Source organism: Salinilacustrithrix flava, from assembly GCF_041228405.1.
Lineage (GTDB): Bacteria > Actinomycetota > Acidimicrobiia > Acidimicrobiales > Salinilacustritrichaceae > Salinilacustrithrix > Salinilacustrithrix flava.
The window spans coordinates 2,027,507-2,041,739 of record NZ_CP133888.1; the positions used below are offsets into that span (position 1 = coordinate 2,027,507).

The window sequence follows — 14,233 nt, forward strand, 5'->3', positions numbered from 1 at the left end:
TCAACCCGACCTGCCGTCGGCCCCGTCCGGAGAGGGGTCGACGGTCGCCGGGCCGGCGGGAACGACGAGGCGCACCGCACGCTCGAGCTGTTCGCCGACCGCGCTGAGGTCGTCGTGTCGACCGTTGACCCAGTTCAGCAGCGTCGAGTGCCAGACCGAGCGGATCACGAGGATGATGTCCTCGCGAACGTCGTCGTCGAGGTGCTGGAGGATCGGCTCCGAGAACCCCCTGATCTGGCCCTGCACGGTCTGGGCGGCCTCGGCGACACCCTCGTCGCTCGACGCCATCGCCTTGACGAGCGCCGCGGCGAGCAGTGGCTGCCGCTCCAGGTTCCGACACGCCCGGCGGAGCACGTCCACGAGCTGGTCCGCCGGCGTGTCGCCCCGGGGCGGCGAGCGGTCGAGTCGGGCCTCGAGCTCGCCGGTCCACTCCGCCATCGCAGAGACCAGCAGGTGGTCCTTCGAGGAGAAGTAGCGGTAGATCGTCCCGAGTGCGACGTCGGCGTGCTCAGAGACGTCGCGCATCTGCATGGCGTCGTAGCCGCCCGTGGCGGCCAGCGCGATGGCCGCATCGGTCACGCGCTTGCGCCGTGCCCGCTGCTTGTCGTTGAGCAGGTCGGGTGGGACTGGTGACGCCATGGGTCTCCGCTCCTGCCCGCCGCCCGTCAGAGCGTCAGGCCCCCCGAGGGATCTCCCGGAAGGGGATCTCCCGGTCGACCTGGGGCTCCTTGGGGAGACCCAGGACCCGTTCGCCGATGATGTTTCGCTGGATCTCGTCGCTGCCGCCAGCGATCCGGATGGATGGAGCGCTGAGGAACGATTGCTGCCACGCGCCGTCGGCCGGCGCGTCGGCGTCGAGGAGCGTGGCAGCCGGCCCTTCGATCGCCAGGGCGAGCTCGGCGGTGCGCTTGAGGTGTCCGGCGTAGACGAGCTTCATGATCGAGGCCTCGGACCCGGGCGTCTCTCCGTGTGCCGTGGCCGTCTGCACCCGGTACCCGAGGAACTCGAGGATCCGAGACCGGATGTGGGTGTCCGCCAGCCCCTGGCGCACGGTGGCGTCGTGGTCGAGACCCCGCTGTCGAGCCAGCTCGACGAGGTCGTCGAAGTCGGGTCCGTTGCGACCGCCGCCGATGAGTGCTCGCTCGTTGCTGAGGGTGGTCATCGCCGCCCGCCATCCGCCACCGACGTCGCCCAGGACGTTGGCGTGCGGCACCGAGACGTCGGTCATGAAGACCTCGTTGAAGTGGGCGCCGCCGTTCATCTGGCGCAGCGGCCGGATCTCGATCCCCTGGCTGGCCATGTCAACCAGGAAGTAGGTGATGCCGCGGTGCTTGGGCACGTCGACGTCGCTGCGGGCCACGAGGATGCCCCAGTCGCTGTGCTGGGCGCCGGAGGTCCAGACCTTCTGGCCGTTGACCACCCACTCGTCGCCGTCGCGCACGGCACGGGTCGACACGCCGGCGAGGTCGGAGCCCGCACCGGGTTCGCTGAAGAGCTGGCACCAGACCTCATCGCCGTGGAGGAGCTTGGGCAGGAACCGCTCCTTCTGGGCATCGGTGCCGTGCTCGATGATGGTCGGACCGGCCATGCCGATCCCCACCGCGAAGACCCCGTTGGACACGCCGAACCGGCTCTGCTCCTGGGCGAAGATGGAGGCCTCGCGACTCGTGCCGCCGCGTCCCCCGTACTCGACCGGCCAGTTGATGCAGGCCCATCCGTGGTCAGCGAGCACGCCCTGCCACTCCTTGCAGCGCTTGACCCACCCGAGGTCGTTGAGGCCCCCACCCTCTCGGTCGGACACGAAGTCGTCCTCGCTGCCAAGGGGAGGTGCGTGCTGCTCGAGCCAGGCCCTCGCCTCGGCTCGGAACGCCGCGTCCTCGGCGGTCTCCTCGAAGTCCATCGGTGCCCCTCTGTAGCGTGGTCCAGCCGTTGCCCACCAAATACTAGAACAGATTCTACCGCGGCGCGCCGGGTGCGCTCAGCCGGCGTGGACGTCCCCCGACCACGAGCTGAACAGGGCGGCGTAGGCCCCTTGACGGTGGATCAGCTCGTCGTGGGGGCCGAGCTCGACCAGCCGTCCGCCGACGACCACGCCGACGCGGTCGGCCCGGGCCGCGGTGGAGAGGCGATGAGCGACGACCACGACGGTGCGGCCCTGCATCAGCACCTCGAGCGCCTGCTCGACGAGCAGCTCGGTGCCCGGATCGAGGCTCGAGGTCGCTTCGTCGAGGACGATGAGGGCCGGATCGGCGAGCGCGGCGCGGGCCAGGGAGATCAGCTGCCGCTCACCCGCGGAGAAGTTGGCACCTCGCTCGACGATGACGGTCTCGAGACCCTGGGGGAAGGCTTGGAAGCGCGACACGAGTCCGAGTCGTTCGATCGCTGCGTCGACCTCGGTGTCGTCAGCGTCGACGCGCCCGATCCGCACGTTGTCGCGGATCGACCCGCCGAAGAGGAACCCCTCCTGGGGGACGACGACGATGCGCTGGCGCAGGGAGGTGAGCGTGGCGTCACGCAGGTCGATGCCCGCGAAGCGCACGGTGCCGTCGGTCGGGTCGTAGAAGCGGACCATCAGCTTCGCGAGGGTCGACTTGCCAGCGCCGGTCGGCCCGACGAGCGCCAGCCGCTCGCCGGAGCGGAGGGTGAGGCTCACGTCGCGCAGGACGAGGTCCCGGCCCGTCCCGTAGCCGAACGACACGTTGTCGACCTCGAGGTCGCCCCGCGACGGCAGGTCCAGGGCGCCGGGGCGCTCGACGATCTCGGGCTGCTCGTCCAGCAGTGCGTAGAGCTTCTTCAGCGCTGCTCCGGACGCCTGGATCTGGTTGAAGAACTGGCTCAGCTGCTGGATGGGCTCGAAGACCCGCTGCAGGTACAGCACGAAGGCGCTGACCACGCCGATCGTCACCAGGTCGGCGTTCACGAGCAGGCCGCCGATGCCGAGGATGCCGGCGATGACGACGGCGTTGGAGAGCTCGATCGCCGGCGTGTAGATGGCGGCGATGCGCTCGGCGCGCAGGTGCGCCGTGAACTGGGCCTCGTTCGTGCGATGGAACCGCTCGAGGAGCGGGCCTTCCTGGGCGAAGGCCTGGACGACGCGGACACCGGACAGCCCCTCCTGCAACGAGGTGAGCGTGTGGCCGACGCGCTCGCGGAGCACGAGGTAGGCCCGGTTGGACTCGCGCTGGAACCATGCCGTGGCCCACCAGAGGAACGGGACCGCGAGCATGGTCACGATCGCGAGCTGCCAGCTCATCGTGAACATGACGGCGACGGCGCCCAGGAGGATCAGGGCCTGGACGACGAACATCACGAGCCCCTGGCTGATCAGCTGCTGGATCGCCTCGGCGTCGGCCGTGAGTCGTGACACCAGGGTGCCGGTGCGGTTGCGATCGAAGAACCCCATCGACAGGTCGGTGACGTGACGGAACACGCGGTCGCGGAGGTCGCGGAGCCAGGACTCGCCGACCCGGGCCAGGGCCAGGATGGCTCCCCAGCCGGCCACGTAGGCGATGATCGCCGTGGCGAGGAACAGGAGGCCGTCCCTGGCGATGACCGAGAGGTCGCCTTCGCGGACGCCGTTGTCGACGCCGTGGGCCAGGATGGCCGGACCGGCCAGGGTCGCTGCGGTCTGCACGAGCACGAGGACGCCGCCCACTGCCAGCGTGCCCCGCCACGGCTGCAGGCCGTGCCACGTGCGTCGGAGGATCCGGCGCTTCTCGTCGGGGTCCAGCACCTCGTCGGTGGCGGTGAGCATCCTCATGAGCTGCTCCTCACGGCGTCCCGCCTCCGTCGTCGACGGTCTGGTCGTCCTCAGCCTCGGCGAGGACCTCTCGGTAGCTGACCGAGGTGGCGAGCAGGTGGTCGTGGGTGCCCGACGCCACGATGCGACCGTGGTCGAGCAGCAGCACGCGGTCGGCGAGCGCGATCGTCGCCCGCCGGTGAGCGATGATGAGCGTGGTGCGGCCCTCCATGACCGTGCGCAGCGCGGCCCGGATCTCGTGCTCCTTCGTCGGGTCGACCGATGACGTGGCGTCATCGAGGATGAGCACGCGCGGGTCGGTGAGGATGGTGCGGGCCAGGGCGAGGCGCTGACGCTGGCCGCCGGAGAGCGAGAAGCCGCTCTCCCCGAGCGGTGTGTCGTAGCCCTCGGGGAACTCGGTGATGAAGTCGTGGGCCCCCGCAAGCCGCGCAGCCCGCTCGATGGCCTCCGCGCTCGCGTCGGGCACGGCGAAGGCGATGTTCGCCCGGATCGTGTCGCTGAAGAGGAAGGTGTCCTCGAAGACGGTGCCCACGGCCTTGCGGACGTCGGCGAGGCTCGCGTCGGCGACGTCGGCGCCGTCGATCCGCACCGAGCCCGCTTCGATGTCGTAGAAGCGGGGCACGAGACGGGCGACCGTGCTCTTGCCCGAACCCGTCGACCCCACCAGAGCGACGGCCTCGCCGCCCCTGATGTGCAGGTCGAGGTCGCGGAGCACGGGTTCGTTCGTGCCGTACCGGAAGGTGACGCCCTCGAACCGGATCTCGCCGGGACCCTCGGGCAGCGGGGTCGCCCCCGGGCGATCGAGGATCTCGGGATCGGTGGCGAGGATCTCGGCGACCCGCGCCGCCGACGCCGCACCGCGAGACGCCTGGGCGATGACCAGTCCCAGCAGGCGCAGCGGGAAGATGAGGTAGATGATGAAGACGTTGAAGGAGATGAACTCGCCGAGCGTGAGATCGCCCTCGACGATCTGGCGCCCCCCGACGTAGAGGACGGCCACGAGCCCGAGCGTCGGCAGCAGCTCGAGGAGTGGGACGAACAGCGCCCGGAGGCGAGCCATGTTCATCGACTCCTCGTAGAGCCGGCTCGTGGCTGCGGTCATGCGTTCGCGCTGCATGGGCTCGGCGCCGGAACCCTTCACCACACGGATGCCGGCGATCGACTCCTCGGACACGCTGGCGACGTCGGCCATCTCCTCCTGGACCGCTGTGGCGATGGGGTGCAGCTTCTGGGAGAACACAGCCGAGCCGATGGCCAGGAACGGCAGCGGGGTGAGCGACCACAGGGCGAGCTCGGCGTTGATGTAGAAGAGCACCGACGTCGTCATCGCGACCATCAGCACGTTGGCGCCCGTGACCGGGATGAAGACGAGCAGCGTCTGCACCTGCTTGAGGTCGACGCTGCCCCGAGACATCAGCTCGCCGGTCTGGGCGCGGTCGTGGTAGGCGAAGTGCAGGAGCTGCAGGTGTGCGTACATGCGGCGGCGGAGGTCTGCCTCGGACCGCAAGGAGATGGCGAAGGCGGCGTACCGGCGCAGACCCGTCATCAGCGCGACGAAGATGCCAGTGACGACGATGGCGATGCCCCACAGCACGAGCTCGGGCCCGTCGTATGGCTCGACCGCCGAGTCGACCGCGGTGCCCGCGAGGAGGCCGAGCCCGATCTTGCCGACCGCCCAGGAGATGGAGCCGGCGACGCCGTAGACGATCCAGCGGGTGGACGGACGCAGCGACGACCGCATCATCCGCCATCCATCGCGCCGGTGCCCGGCCGCGATCGCGGGATCGAGCACCGAGGGTGTCGGGTCGCGCCGCGGGCGGCCCGACACCTCCGCCGCGTCGCCGGCCGCGCGTGCGTCCCGCGGTTCGGTGGCGGTCATCGGGTCGTGGAGGTCGTCGAAGCCGATCGTCGAGCGGCCAGTGCGGACATCAGGTCGGGGCCGTCATCCCGCTGTGCATCCGCTCGACGGTCTCGATGTACTCCTCGACCATCTCGAACATGAGGTCGCGGACCGACTTGACCTTGTTCATGGAGCCGACGATCTGGCCGACCGGCACGAAGCCGAGATCGCTGCGGTGGGTGCGGTTGATGCGGGCGTTGGCCTCGGCCGTCAGGATGTTCTGCAGGGGCATCCCGAGCGGACCCGGGCCGGACGGATCCTCCCAGGCCTCGGTCCAGGTGTTGCGCAGGGCGCGAGCCGGCTTGCCGGTGAAGCAGCGGGTGCGCACCGTGTCGCTCGACGTCGCCGCCAGGTAGCGGTCGATCGTCTCGGGACCTGAGTTGCTCTCGGCCGAGGCCAGCCACAGCGAACCGGTCCAGGCGCCCTGGGCGCCGAGCGACATGGCGGCGGCGACCTGGCGGCCGCGACCGATGCCGCCGGCGGCGAGCACCGGGGTGCCCTCGCAGGCATCGACGACCTCCGGGACGAGGACCATCGTGGTCACCTCGCCCGTGTGGCCGCCGGCCTCATGACCCTGGGCGACGATCACGTCGACGCCGTTGTTCACGTGACGCTCGGCGTGCTGGGCCTTCCCCGCGAGCGCCGCGACCTTCACGCCGTGGTCGTGCGCCTGGTCCACCACGTCGGGCGGTGGGGAGCCGAGCGCGTTGGCGAGCAGGGCGATGGGGTGGGCGAGTGCGATCTCGACGTGGGCACGCGCCACGCCCTCGGCCCAGCCGACGACGCCGTGGGGCTCCACGTCGTCGGGGAGGGGCGGGATGTCGAAGCGGTCCATGAGCTCGTCGACGTACTCCCAGTGCTCGCTGGGGATCATCGTCCGGATGCGGGCGGCGAGATCGTCGGGGTCGTCGCCGCCCCCGCCGGTGTCGACCGACTTCGCCGGCATGACGGTGTCGACGCCGTAGGGCATGCCGTCGACGTGCTCGTCGATCCAGCTCAGCTCGATGTCGAGCTGCTCGGCGCTGAAGCCGACAGCACCGAGCACGCCGAGCCCGCCGGCACGACTGACCGCCGCGACCACGTCTCGGCAGTGGCTGAAGGCGAAGATCGGGTACTCGATCCCGAAGAGGTCGCAGATGGGTGTGTGCATGGTTCCTCCCTCGTTCCGTCCGGACGGCCGAGGACCGGCGCCCGTCGACGAAATACTAGAACCAGTTCTATCAGGCGTGCAGCGTCGGTTGCCCGTGCATCAGACCGGACGGCGCTCGTTGAGGCCCACCGTGTTCTCGAGCAGGATCTTTCGGGTGGCGTCGTCGTCGAATCGGTCCAGCTCGCCGACGTAGTCCAGCGGGTTCGGCAGCCCTTCGATGTGGGGCCAGTCGGAGCCGAAGATCACGCGATCGGGGCCCATGTGGTCGACGACCTCGTGGACGTCGTCCTCCCAGAACGGGTTGATCCAGACGTGCTCGCGGAAGGACTCGGTCGGGTCCTCGGTGAACCAGCCGGGCGACTTGGCCGCCTGGCTCCTCAGCTTGCGGAACAGGTCGGGCAGGAACGTCGAGCCGTTCTCGATCGAGGCGATGCGCAGGTTCGGGAACCGCTCGAACATCCGCTCGAGCGTGAGGGTCATCAGCCAGTCCTGGGCGGCCCGCTCGATGGCGAAGGACTTGATCGACGGCTTGGGCTTTCCGGAGCCGATGTTCCCGCCGAAGCCGTCCTCGGCGTAGCCCTGGCTCGAGTACCCGCTGTCACCGGCGTGGATGACGACGGTGACGCCGGCCTCGTTCACGCGGGACCAGAACGGATCGAAGAGCTCGTCACCGGGGGAGCGGGGACCGAGTGCGGTCCACACGGCGGCGGGCCGCAGCACGATCGTGCGGGCGTCGCGATCGAGCGCCCACTCCAGCTCCTCGATCGCGAAGTCGACGTCGCACAGCGAGATGTAGGGCGCCGCGTAGATGCGATCCCGGTAGTTGCAGCCCCAGTCCTCGTCGACCCAGCGGTTGAAGGCGCGGAACTGGGTCTTGACCGCCTCGATGTCGTGCTTGAGGAGCTCCTCGTAGAGCACGCCCAGCGTCGGGAACAGCCAGACCGAGCGGATGCCCTGCTCGTCGAGCCGCGCGACCCGGGCGTCGCGGTCGTGGTACTCGGCGGGCAGCGGTTCGCGGTCGCGGAGCATCTCGGCGGGTGACCGATCGCTGACGTTGCCCCGGAAGTAGTCGTACAGGGCACCTGGCTTCGCGATGGGGTTCCAGGTCGGGTTCGCGACGGCGTGGCTCACCTTGCCGCCGACCACGTGGTACCTGCGCCCCTCGATCTCGCACCACTGCACGCACCGAGGCTGCATCGCCTTCGGCACGTGGCGGGTGAAGGCGTCGGCGGCCTCGTAGTAGTGGTTGTCGCAGTCGAACGGCTGGTACTCCAGCACGCGGCCTCCGGCGATGGTCGGTGCGGTCTGCTCGATCGTCTCGGATTGCAACATGTTCCAGATCGTATCCACGCCGCTCGTCCGGAAGGAAGGTCCTGACGAGATCGATCAGGCGGTGCCGGCTGACAGCGGCTGGAACGCGTTCTAGGGTGGTGGTCACCACCACTGCGGCGACGCCGCGGAGACTTCGGAGGAGACGGACGTGACCCTGGTTCCCCAGACGCTCGACGAGATCAACTACTGGGATCTCGACATGTTCGAGCACGGCGATCCGCACGAGGCGTGGCGCATCCAGCGGGAGCAGGCACCCGTGTGGTGGCACGACCGTGACGGAGGCGAGCCCTTCTGGTCCGTGGCCCGCTTCGACGACGCCCTCGCAGTGCTCAGCGATCCGCTGCTGTTCAGCTCCCAGCGCGACGGCATCATCGTCCGCACGGACGCCGCGCTCGAGAGCGGTCCGCCCGGGGCGGGGCTGGGCATCCAGCCGATGATCCACACCGACCCGCCGCGCCACGCGCCCCTGCGCAGCATCATCAGTCACAACTTCCGTCCTCGCTCCATCGCCCAGCTCGAGGACCAGATCCGCGCCGCGGCGGTGGAGTGCCTCGAGCGCGCGGCGGACGAGCGAGACGTCGACTTCGTGATCGACATCGCCCATCAGGTCCCCGCAGCCATCACCTTCGCCCTCATGGGCGTGCCCGAGGACATGTGGAGCCGCCTCGCCGACCTCCAGCACCAGACGGTGACCGCCACCGACCCGGAGTTCACGCACGGTCGGTCGCCCCAGGAGGCCGCCGCGGCGGCGAGCCTCGAGCTGCACACCTACTTCGCGCAGATCATCCAGGAGCGGATGGAGGAGCCGGGCGACGACCTCCTCAGCCAGTTCCTCCAGGGGCGGATCGACGGGGAGGAGCTCTCCTGGATGCAGGTCGTGGCCGAGGCGGGCCTCCTGCTCGCCGGCGGTCTCGACACCACCCGGGCCGCTGCGTCGGCCGGCGGCATCCTGCCCCTGATCCAGAACCCCGACCAGCTGAAGCTGCTCCAGGACGACCCGTCCCTGATCGGCGGCGCGACGGACGAGTTCGTGCGATGGGCGAGCCCGATCACCTCGGAGGCCCGCACTGCGACCCGGGACTGCGAGCTCGCCGGCCAGAAGATCTCCGAGGGCGACAGGGTGGTGGTGTGGTCGCCGTCGAGCAACCGCGACGAGGCCCACTTCGAGGACCCGTACCGCTTCGACGTGCTCCGCAACCCACGGCACCTCGGATTCGCGTTCGGCGAGCACTACTGCCTCGGGGTCCACCTCGCCCGGCTCACGCTCAAGGTCGAGTTCGAGGAGCTGCTCAGCCGCTTCTCCGGATTCGAGCTGACCGGCGAGCCGGCTCGCGTGCGGTCGAACTTCGTCAACGGTCTCAAGCACCTGCCGGTGCGTCTCACGCCGAAGTGAGCGCGTCGGCGGGCAGCGCCGAGCTCGCTGCACTGCTCGCGGCCCTGGAGCATGCGCCGTCGGCGCTGCGGCGACCCGGCGCCACGGTCGAGGAGATGCGCGAGCCGGGGCGCGTCCGCGATCCCGACGGGGCGACGATCACGGCGGTCGCTGGCACTCGCTACGAGTCGGTCGATGCCGGCGGTGTCCGAGGCGAGCTCGTCACGGCCCCCACCGCCGACAGGCGGCGCACGATGCTCCATCTGCACGGTGGTGGCTTCGTGCTCTGCGGCCTCGACTCGCACCGGTCCTTCGTCTCCCACCTCTCTGCGGCCACGGGGGCGACCATCTTGCACGTCGACTACCGCCTGGCTCCGGAGCATCCCTTCCCTGCGGGCCTCGACGATGCCTGCGCAGCCCATCGTTGGCTGCTCGATGCCTTCGACGCTCCCATGGCGATCAGCGGCGACTCGGCCGGGGGTGGCCTCGCGATGGGCGTGGTGCTGCGCGCTCGCGACGAGGGCGTCCCGCTCCCGACGGGCGTGGCGCTGATCTCGCCCTGGGTCGACCTCACGTTGACGGCTCCATCGCTGCGGGCACGGGCGCAGACCGACCCACTCCTCGGGCCGGACAACCTGCGAACGATGGTCGACGCCTACCTCGCCGGTCACGATGCCCGCGATCCCCTGGCTTCCCCGCGCTTCGCCGACCTCGCCGGGCTGCCGCCGATGTTCGTCCTCGCCGGCGGGCGCGAGATCCTCCACGACGACGCCGTCGGTCTCCACGCGGCAGCGCTCGCTGCGGACATCGACGCGGTCCTGCACGTGCGCGACGACCTGTTCCACGTGTTCCCACTCTTCGCCGGGACCCTTCCGGAGGCCGACGAGGCACTCCGCGCCATCGGCTCGCACCTCGAACCCCTCTGGAGGACCCCGTGACCATCGATCAGGATGCGGCCACCGACGTCGACGTGGTCGTCGTCGGTGCCGGCTTCGCCGGCCTGTACCTGGTCCAGCGCTGCCGACAGCTCGGGCTGCGGGTGCGGGCGATCGACGCCGCCGGCGACGTCGGCGGCACCTGGTACTGGAACCGCTACCCCGGTGCCCGGTGCGACGTGCCGAGCATCGAGTACTCCTACGGCTGGTCCGACGAGCTGCAGCAGGAGTGGCGATGGAGCGAGGTGATGTCCCGCCAGCCCGAGATCCTCGAGTACCTGGGCCACGTCGCCGATCGATTCGACCTGCGTCGTGACATCACCTTCGGGACGCGTGTGCGGGCGGCGACCTTCGACGAGCGCAGTGGCGCGTGGGTCGTGGAGACCGACGCCGGCGAACAGATCACCGCCACGTTCTGCGTGATGGCCACTGGATGTCTGTCGGTCCCACTCGAGCCCGACATCCCCGGCCAGGACCTGTTCGAGGGCGAGCTCGCACACACCGGGCGGTACCCCCACGAGGGGATCGACTTCACGGGGAAGCGGGTCGCGGTTGTCGGCACCGGTTCCTCGGGGGTGCAGACGATCCCGATCGTGGCTGCTGAGGCCGCGCATCTGCACGTGTTCCAGCGCACGCCGGTGTACACGCTGCCCGTGATGAACCTGGAGCTCGTCGAGGAGGCCGACCGGTACGCCAAGGAGCACTACGAAGAGATCCGCCGGATCCAGCGCGAGTCGGTCGCCGGACTCTCGATGTTCGGTCTGCCCGCCGGGGCCAACACCGGGCTCGGTGGTCTCGTCGAGGGGGTCCCCGAGGACAGGATCCTCGAGGCCACCGACGAGCAGCTCCGCGCGGTGCTGGACGAGAAGGGTCGCGGGGTGATCTACGCCTGGGCCGACGTCAGGCTCGACCCGGAGGCGAACGAGCTCGCCTGCGAGCTGTACCGACAGGCGGTCCGGCGCATCGTCGACGATCCCGAGGTCGCCGAGGCGCTGTGTCCCGCCGACTACCCCATCGGGTGCAAGCGCCAGGTGCTCGACAGTGGCTACTACGAGACGTTCAACCGCGACGACGTCACCTTGGTGGACCTCCGGAAGACGCCACTCGAGTCGATCACCGCCCACGGGATCCGCACCACCGAGGCCGAGTACGACTTCGACGTCGTCATCCTGGCGACCGGCTTCGATGCCATCACCGGCGCCCTCGACCGGATCGACATCCGTGGTCGCAGGGGGGTGGCTCTCCGAGAGAGGTGGGCCGCCGGGCCGCGCACCTATCTGGGCCTCCAGAGCGCGGGCTTCCCGAACCTGTTCTTCGTGACCGGCCCCGGGAGCCCGTCGGTGCTCTCGAACATGATCGTCTCCATCGAGCAGCACGTGGAGTGGATCAGCGACTGCATCGCTGATCTCCGAGACCGTGGCGTGCGCACCATCGAGCCCGACCGGGATGCGGAGGACCGTTGGGTCGAGCACGTCAACCAGGTCGCCGAGGGCACCGTGCAGACCTCGCCGAGCTGCAGCTCGTGGTATCTCGGAGCCAACGTGCCGGGCAAGACGAGGGTGTTCATGCCCTACCTCGGAGGCGTCGGCAACTACCGGAAGATCTGCGATGAGGTGGTGACCGCGGGCTACGAGGGCTTCGTCCTCGACCACGTCGACGACGATCGCGCTTGCGAGAACGCGTTCTAGTTGTTAGACGTGTGTCGTGATGAGCGACACACCGGTACCCATCGACACCGTCGAGATGCCGTACGTACGAACGTTGGGACCGGTCATCAGCCGGTTCTTCACGGGGTTGCGCGACGGCGAGATCTGGGCGAACAAGACCCGCACCGGGAAGGTCCAGTGCCCTCCCTTCGAGTACGACCCCTACACGGGGGAGTCGGCCTCCGACGACTGGGTCCAGCTGGATGGCACGGGCACCGTGTCTTCGTGGGCTTGGGTCGAGGAGCCGTTGCGAAACCACCTGCTCCAGGAGCCCTTCGCCTGGTGCCTGATCCGCCTCGACGGCGCCGACACCGACCTCGTCCACGCCGTGCGGGTGGCGGACAAGGGGCAGATGGCCACGGGCATGCGGGTCGAGGCGCGCTGGCGTGACGAGCGCATCGGTCACCTGCGCGACATCGAGTGCTTCGAGCCGGCGTGAACGCCGGTGCCGACCAGGACGGAGCGCCCCTTCGGGGAGCGAGTGAGGAGAACGACGGATGAGTGACGACGTCAAGGTGCTGAACTCCGTGGTGTCGCTGGACTACGAGCGTCCACCGACGCGCGCGGCGCGCCGCTACACCGAAGCCGTGGGGGAGAAGCGGCTGATCGCCCACCGGTGCCCGGAGTGCGAGCGCCTGTACACGCCCCCGAAGGGCTACTGCCCGGTGTGCGTCGTGCTGACCACGGACGAGCACGAGATCGAGGTGTCGCCCGAAGGCGTGCTCGTCAGCTACACGGTGACCAACCCCGACAAGCTCCACCAGCAAGGTGGCAAGACATCGGCACGGGGCGACGTCATGCTCGACGGCACGCGCATCACCCTCATGGGTGAGCTCGATGGCGTGGAGGCCGCCGACGTGCACACCGGCATGCGGATGCGTGCGGTGTGGGTCGAGCTCGAGGACGGCCGGCTGCCGTCCAGCGGCGGATGGGGAGCGGTCGGCATCAAGGGCTGGGAGCCCACCGGCGAACCGGACGCCTCTCGAGAAGAGGTCCAGGAACTCTTGAAGAAGGCAGGTGAATCATGAGGGACGTCGCCATCGTGGCCTTCGCCCAGTCTCCCCTCGTCCGGCGTCAGACCGACTTCGACGAGCCGCAGATGATCATGCCCGTGGTCCGCGAGGCCTACGAGCAATCGGGGCTGGACCGCTCACAGATCGACTTCGTGTGCTCGGGAAGTGCTGACTACCTGGCGGGCCAGCCGTTCGCCTTCATCCGCGGCCTCGACGCCGTGGGCGCCTGGCCTCCACTGTCGGAGTCCCACGTCGAGATGGACGGGGCCTGGGCGCTGTACGAGGCCTGGATGATGCTGCAGATCGGCCACGCCGACACGGCGCTCGTCTACGGCTTCGGCAAGGCCTCGGCCGGGAACATGCGTGAGGTCCTCACCGTCGAGCTCGATCCGTACTACCTGGCCCCTACCGGCATCGACTGCATCTCCACCGCCGGCCTCCAGGCCCGCGCCCTGCTCGACAACAGCGACTACACCGAGCGGGACATGGCCGAGGTGGCAGCCCGCTCCCGGCGTTCGGCGATGTCGAACGACCACGCCCAGGTGAAGAAGGACGTCACCGCCGAGGAGATCCTGGCCGAGCCGTACTGGGTCGACCCGCTGCGCCCGAGCGACTGCCCGCCGATCACCGACGGGGCGGCCGCGGTCGTGCTGGTCGCAGGCGACCGGGCTCGCGACCTGTGCGAGCGACCGGCCTGGATCCGTGGGATCGACAACCGCATCGAGACGCACTACTTCGGAACGCGCGACCTGTCGAAGTCGCCGTCCACCGAGGTGGCCGGGAAGACGGTCGGCTCTGGCGATGGGATCGAGGTCGCCGAGATCTCGAGCACCTTCAGCCACCAGGAGCTGATCCTCAAGGATGCGCTCGGCCTGCAGGACTCGACCGAGATCAACCCGTCCGGGGGGCCGCTCGCCGCCAACCCGCTCATGGCCGTCGGCCTCATCCGCATCGGTGAGGCGTTCAACCAGATCAAGAACAACGGAAAGCAGCGGGTCCTGGCCCACGCCACGTCGGGCCACTGCTTGCAACAGAACCTCGTCTGCGTACTGGAAGGTGATTGAA

At 69.5% G+C, this 14,233-nt stretch carries 12 protein-coding genes; 6 read left to right on the forward strand and 6 right to left on the reverse strand.

Translation table 11 applies throughout. From position 1 onward, the window contains the following. The 6 genes from RGQ06_RS10065 to RGQ06_RS10090 all read right to left on the reverse strand — a co-directional run bounded on the left by RGQ06_RS10065 (window position 1) and on the right by RGQ06_RS10090 (window position 8,142). Window positions 1-639 (reverse strand): TetR family transcriptional regulator, encoded by a 639-nt coding sequence (locus RGQ06_RS10065; RefSeq protein WP_432430280.1) that lies wholly within the window; start codon window positions 637-639, stop codon window positions 1-3. A gap of 34 nt (window positions 640-673) precedes the next feature. Continuing rightward, entirely contained in the window at window positions 674-1,900 is a 1,227-nt protein-coding gene (locus tag RGQ06_RS10070) for an acyl-CoA dehydrogenase family protein (protein ID WP_432430279.1), read from the reverse strand. Window positions 1,901-1,978: 78 nt separating this feature from the next. Further along, window positions 1,979-3,760: an ABC transporter ATP-binding protein gene (locus tag RGQ06_RS10075; RefSeq protein ID WP_432430278.1), complete on the reverse strand. Its 1,782-nt coding sequence runs from the start codon at window positions 3,758-3,760 to the stop codon at window positions 1,979-1,981. A 10-nt stretch (window positions 3,761-3,770) separates the two neighbouring features. After that, entirely contained in the window at window positions 3,771-5,639 is a 1,869-nt protein-coding gene (locus RGQ06_RS10080) for an ABC transporter ATP-binding protein (protein WP_432430277.1), read from the reverse strand. Window positions 5,640-5,688: 49 nt separating this feature from the next. Continuing rightward, window positions 5,689-6,810 (reverse strand): NAD(P)H-dependent flavin oxidoreductase, encoded by a 1,122-nt coding sequence (locus RGQ06_RS10085; protein WP_432430276.1) that lies wholly within the window; start codon window positions 6,808-6,810, stop codon window positions 5,689-5,691. 99 nt (window positions 6,811-6,909) lie between these two features. Further along, complete coding sequence (locus RGQ06_RS10090; RefSeq protein ID WP_432430275.1) at window positions 6,910-8,142, reverse strand: amidohydrolase family protein; 1,233 nt, start codon at window positions 8,140-8,142, stop codon at window positions 6,910-6,912. Between the two features lie 148 nt (window positions 8,143-8,290). On the opposite strand from RGQ06_RS10090, the gene RGQ06_RS10095 reads away from it, so the two are divergent. Genes RGQ06_RS10095 through RGQ06_RS10120 form a run of 6 tightly spaced genes read left to right on the forward strand, consistent with a single transcriptional unit; the run spans window position 8,291 to window position 14,232 of the window. Next, window positions 8,291-9,535 (forward strand): cytochrome P450, encoded by a 1,245-nt coding sequence (locus RGQ06_RS10095; protein WP_432430274.1) that lies wholly within the window; start codon window positions 8,291-8,293, stop codon window positions 9,533-9,535. Next, window positions 9,532-10,452: an alpha/beta hydrolase gene (locus tag RGQ06_RS10100; RefSeq protein WP_432430273.1), complete on the forward strand. Its 921-nt coding sequence runs from the start codon at window positions 9,532-9,534 to the stop codon at window positions 10,450-10,452. The genes RGQ06_RS10095 and RGQ06_RS10100 overlap by 4 nt, the downstream gene beginning before the upstream one ends. Continuing rightward, entirely contained in the window at window positions 10,449-12,137 is a 1,689-nt protein-coding gene (locus tag RGQ06_RS10105) for a flavin-containing monooxygenase (RefSeq protein WP_432430272.1), read from the forward strand. The genes RGQ06_RS10100 and RGQ06_RS10105 overlap by 4 nt, the downstream gene beginning before the upstream one ends. A gap of 19 nt (window positions 12,138-12,156) precedes the next feature. Next, entirely contained in the window at window positions 12,157-12,594 is a 438-nt protein-coding gene (locus tag RGQ06_RS10110; protein WP_432430271.1) for a Zn-ribbon domain-containing OB-fold protein, read from the forward strand. Between the two features lie 58 nt (window positions 12,595-12,652). Then, window positions 12,653-13,183: a Zn-ribbon domain-containing OB-fold protein gene (locus RGQ06_RS10115; protein WP_432430270.1), complete on the forward strand. Its 531-nt coding sequence runs from the start codon at window positions 12,653-12,655 to the stop codon at window positions 13,181-13,183. After that, complete coding sequence (locus RGQ06_RS10120; protein ID WP_432430269.1) at window positions 13,180-14,232, forward strand: thiolase domain-containing protein; 1,053 nt, start codon at window positions 13,180-13,182, stop codon at window positions 14,230-14,232. The genes RGQ06_RS10115 and RGQ06_RS10120 overlap by 4 nt, the downstream gene beginning before the upstream one ends. The last annotated feature ends 1 nt before the right edge of the window (window position 14,233 follow it).

Coding starts and splice junctions, on each gene's coding strand:
- RGQ06_RS10115 (WP_432430270.1), top strand. CDS start 12,653: ATGAGTGACGACGTCAAGGTGCTGAACTCCGTGGTGTCGCTGGACTAC.
- RGQ06_RS10110 (WP_432430271.1), top strand. CDS start 12,157: ATGAGCGACACACCGGTACCCATCGACACCGTCGAGATGCCGTACGTA.
- RGQ06_RS10120 (WP_432430269.1), top strand. CDS start 13,180: ATGAGGGACGTCGCCATCGTGGCCTTCGCCCAGTCTCCCCTCGTCCGG.
- RGQ06_RS10090 (WP_432430275.1), bottom strand. CDS start 8,142: ATGTTGCAATCCGAGACGATCGAGCAGACCGCACCGACCATCGCCGGA.
- RGQ06_RS10075 (WP_432430278.1), bottom strand. CDS start 3,760: ATGAGGATGCTCACCGCCACCGACGAGGTGCTGGACCCCGACGAGAAG.
- RGQ06_RS10085 (WP_432430276.1), bottom strand. CDS start 6,810: ATGCACACACCCATCTGCGACCTCTTCGGGATCGAGTACCCGATCTTC.
- RGQ06_RS10065 (WP_432430280.1), bottom strand. CDS start 639: ATGGCGTCACCAGTCCCACCCGACCTGCTCAACGACAAGCAGCGGGCA.
- RGQ06_RS10070 (WP_432430279.1), bottom strand. CDS start 1,900: ATGGACTTCGAGGAGACCGCCGAGGACGCGGCGTTCCGAGCCGAGGCG.
- RGQ06_RS10080 (WP_432430277.1), bottom strand. CDS start 5,639: ATGACCGCCACCGAACCGCGGGACGCACGCGCGGCCGGCGACGCGGCG.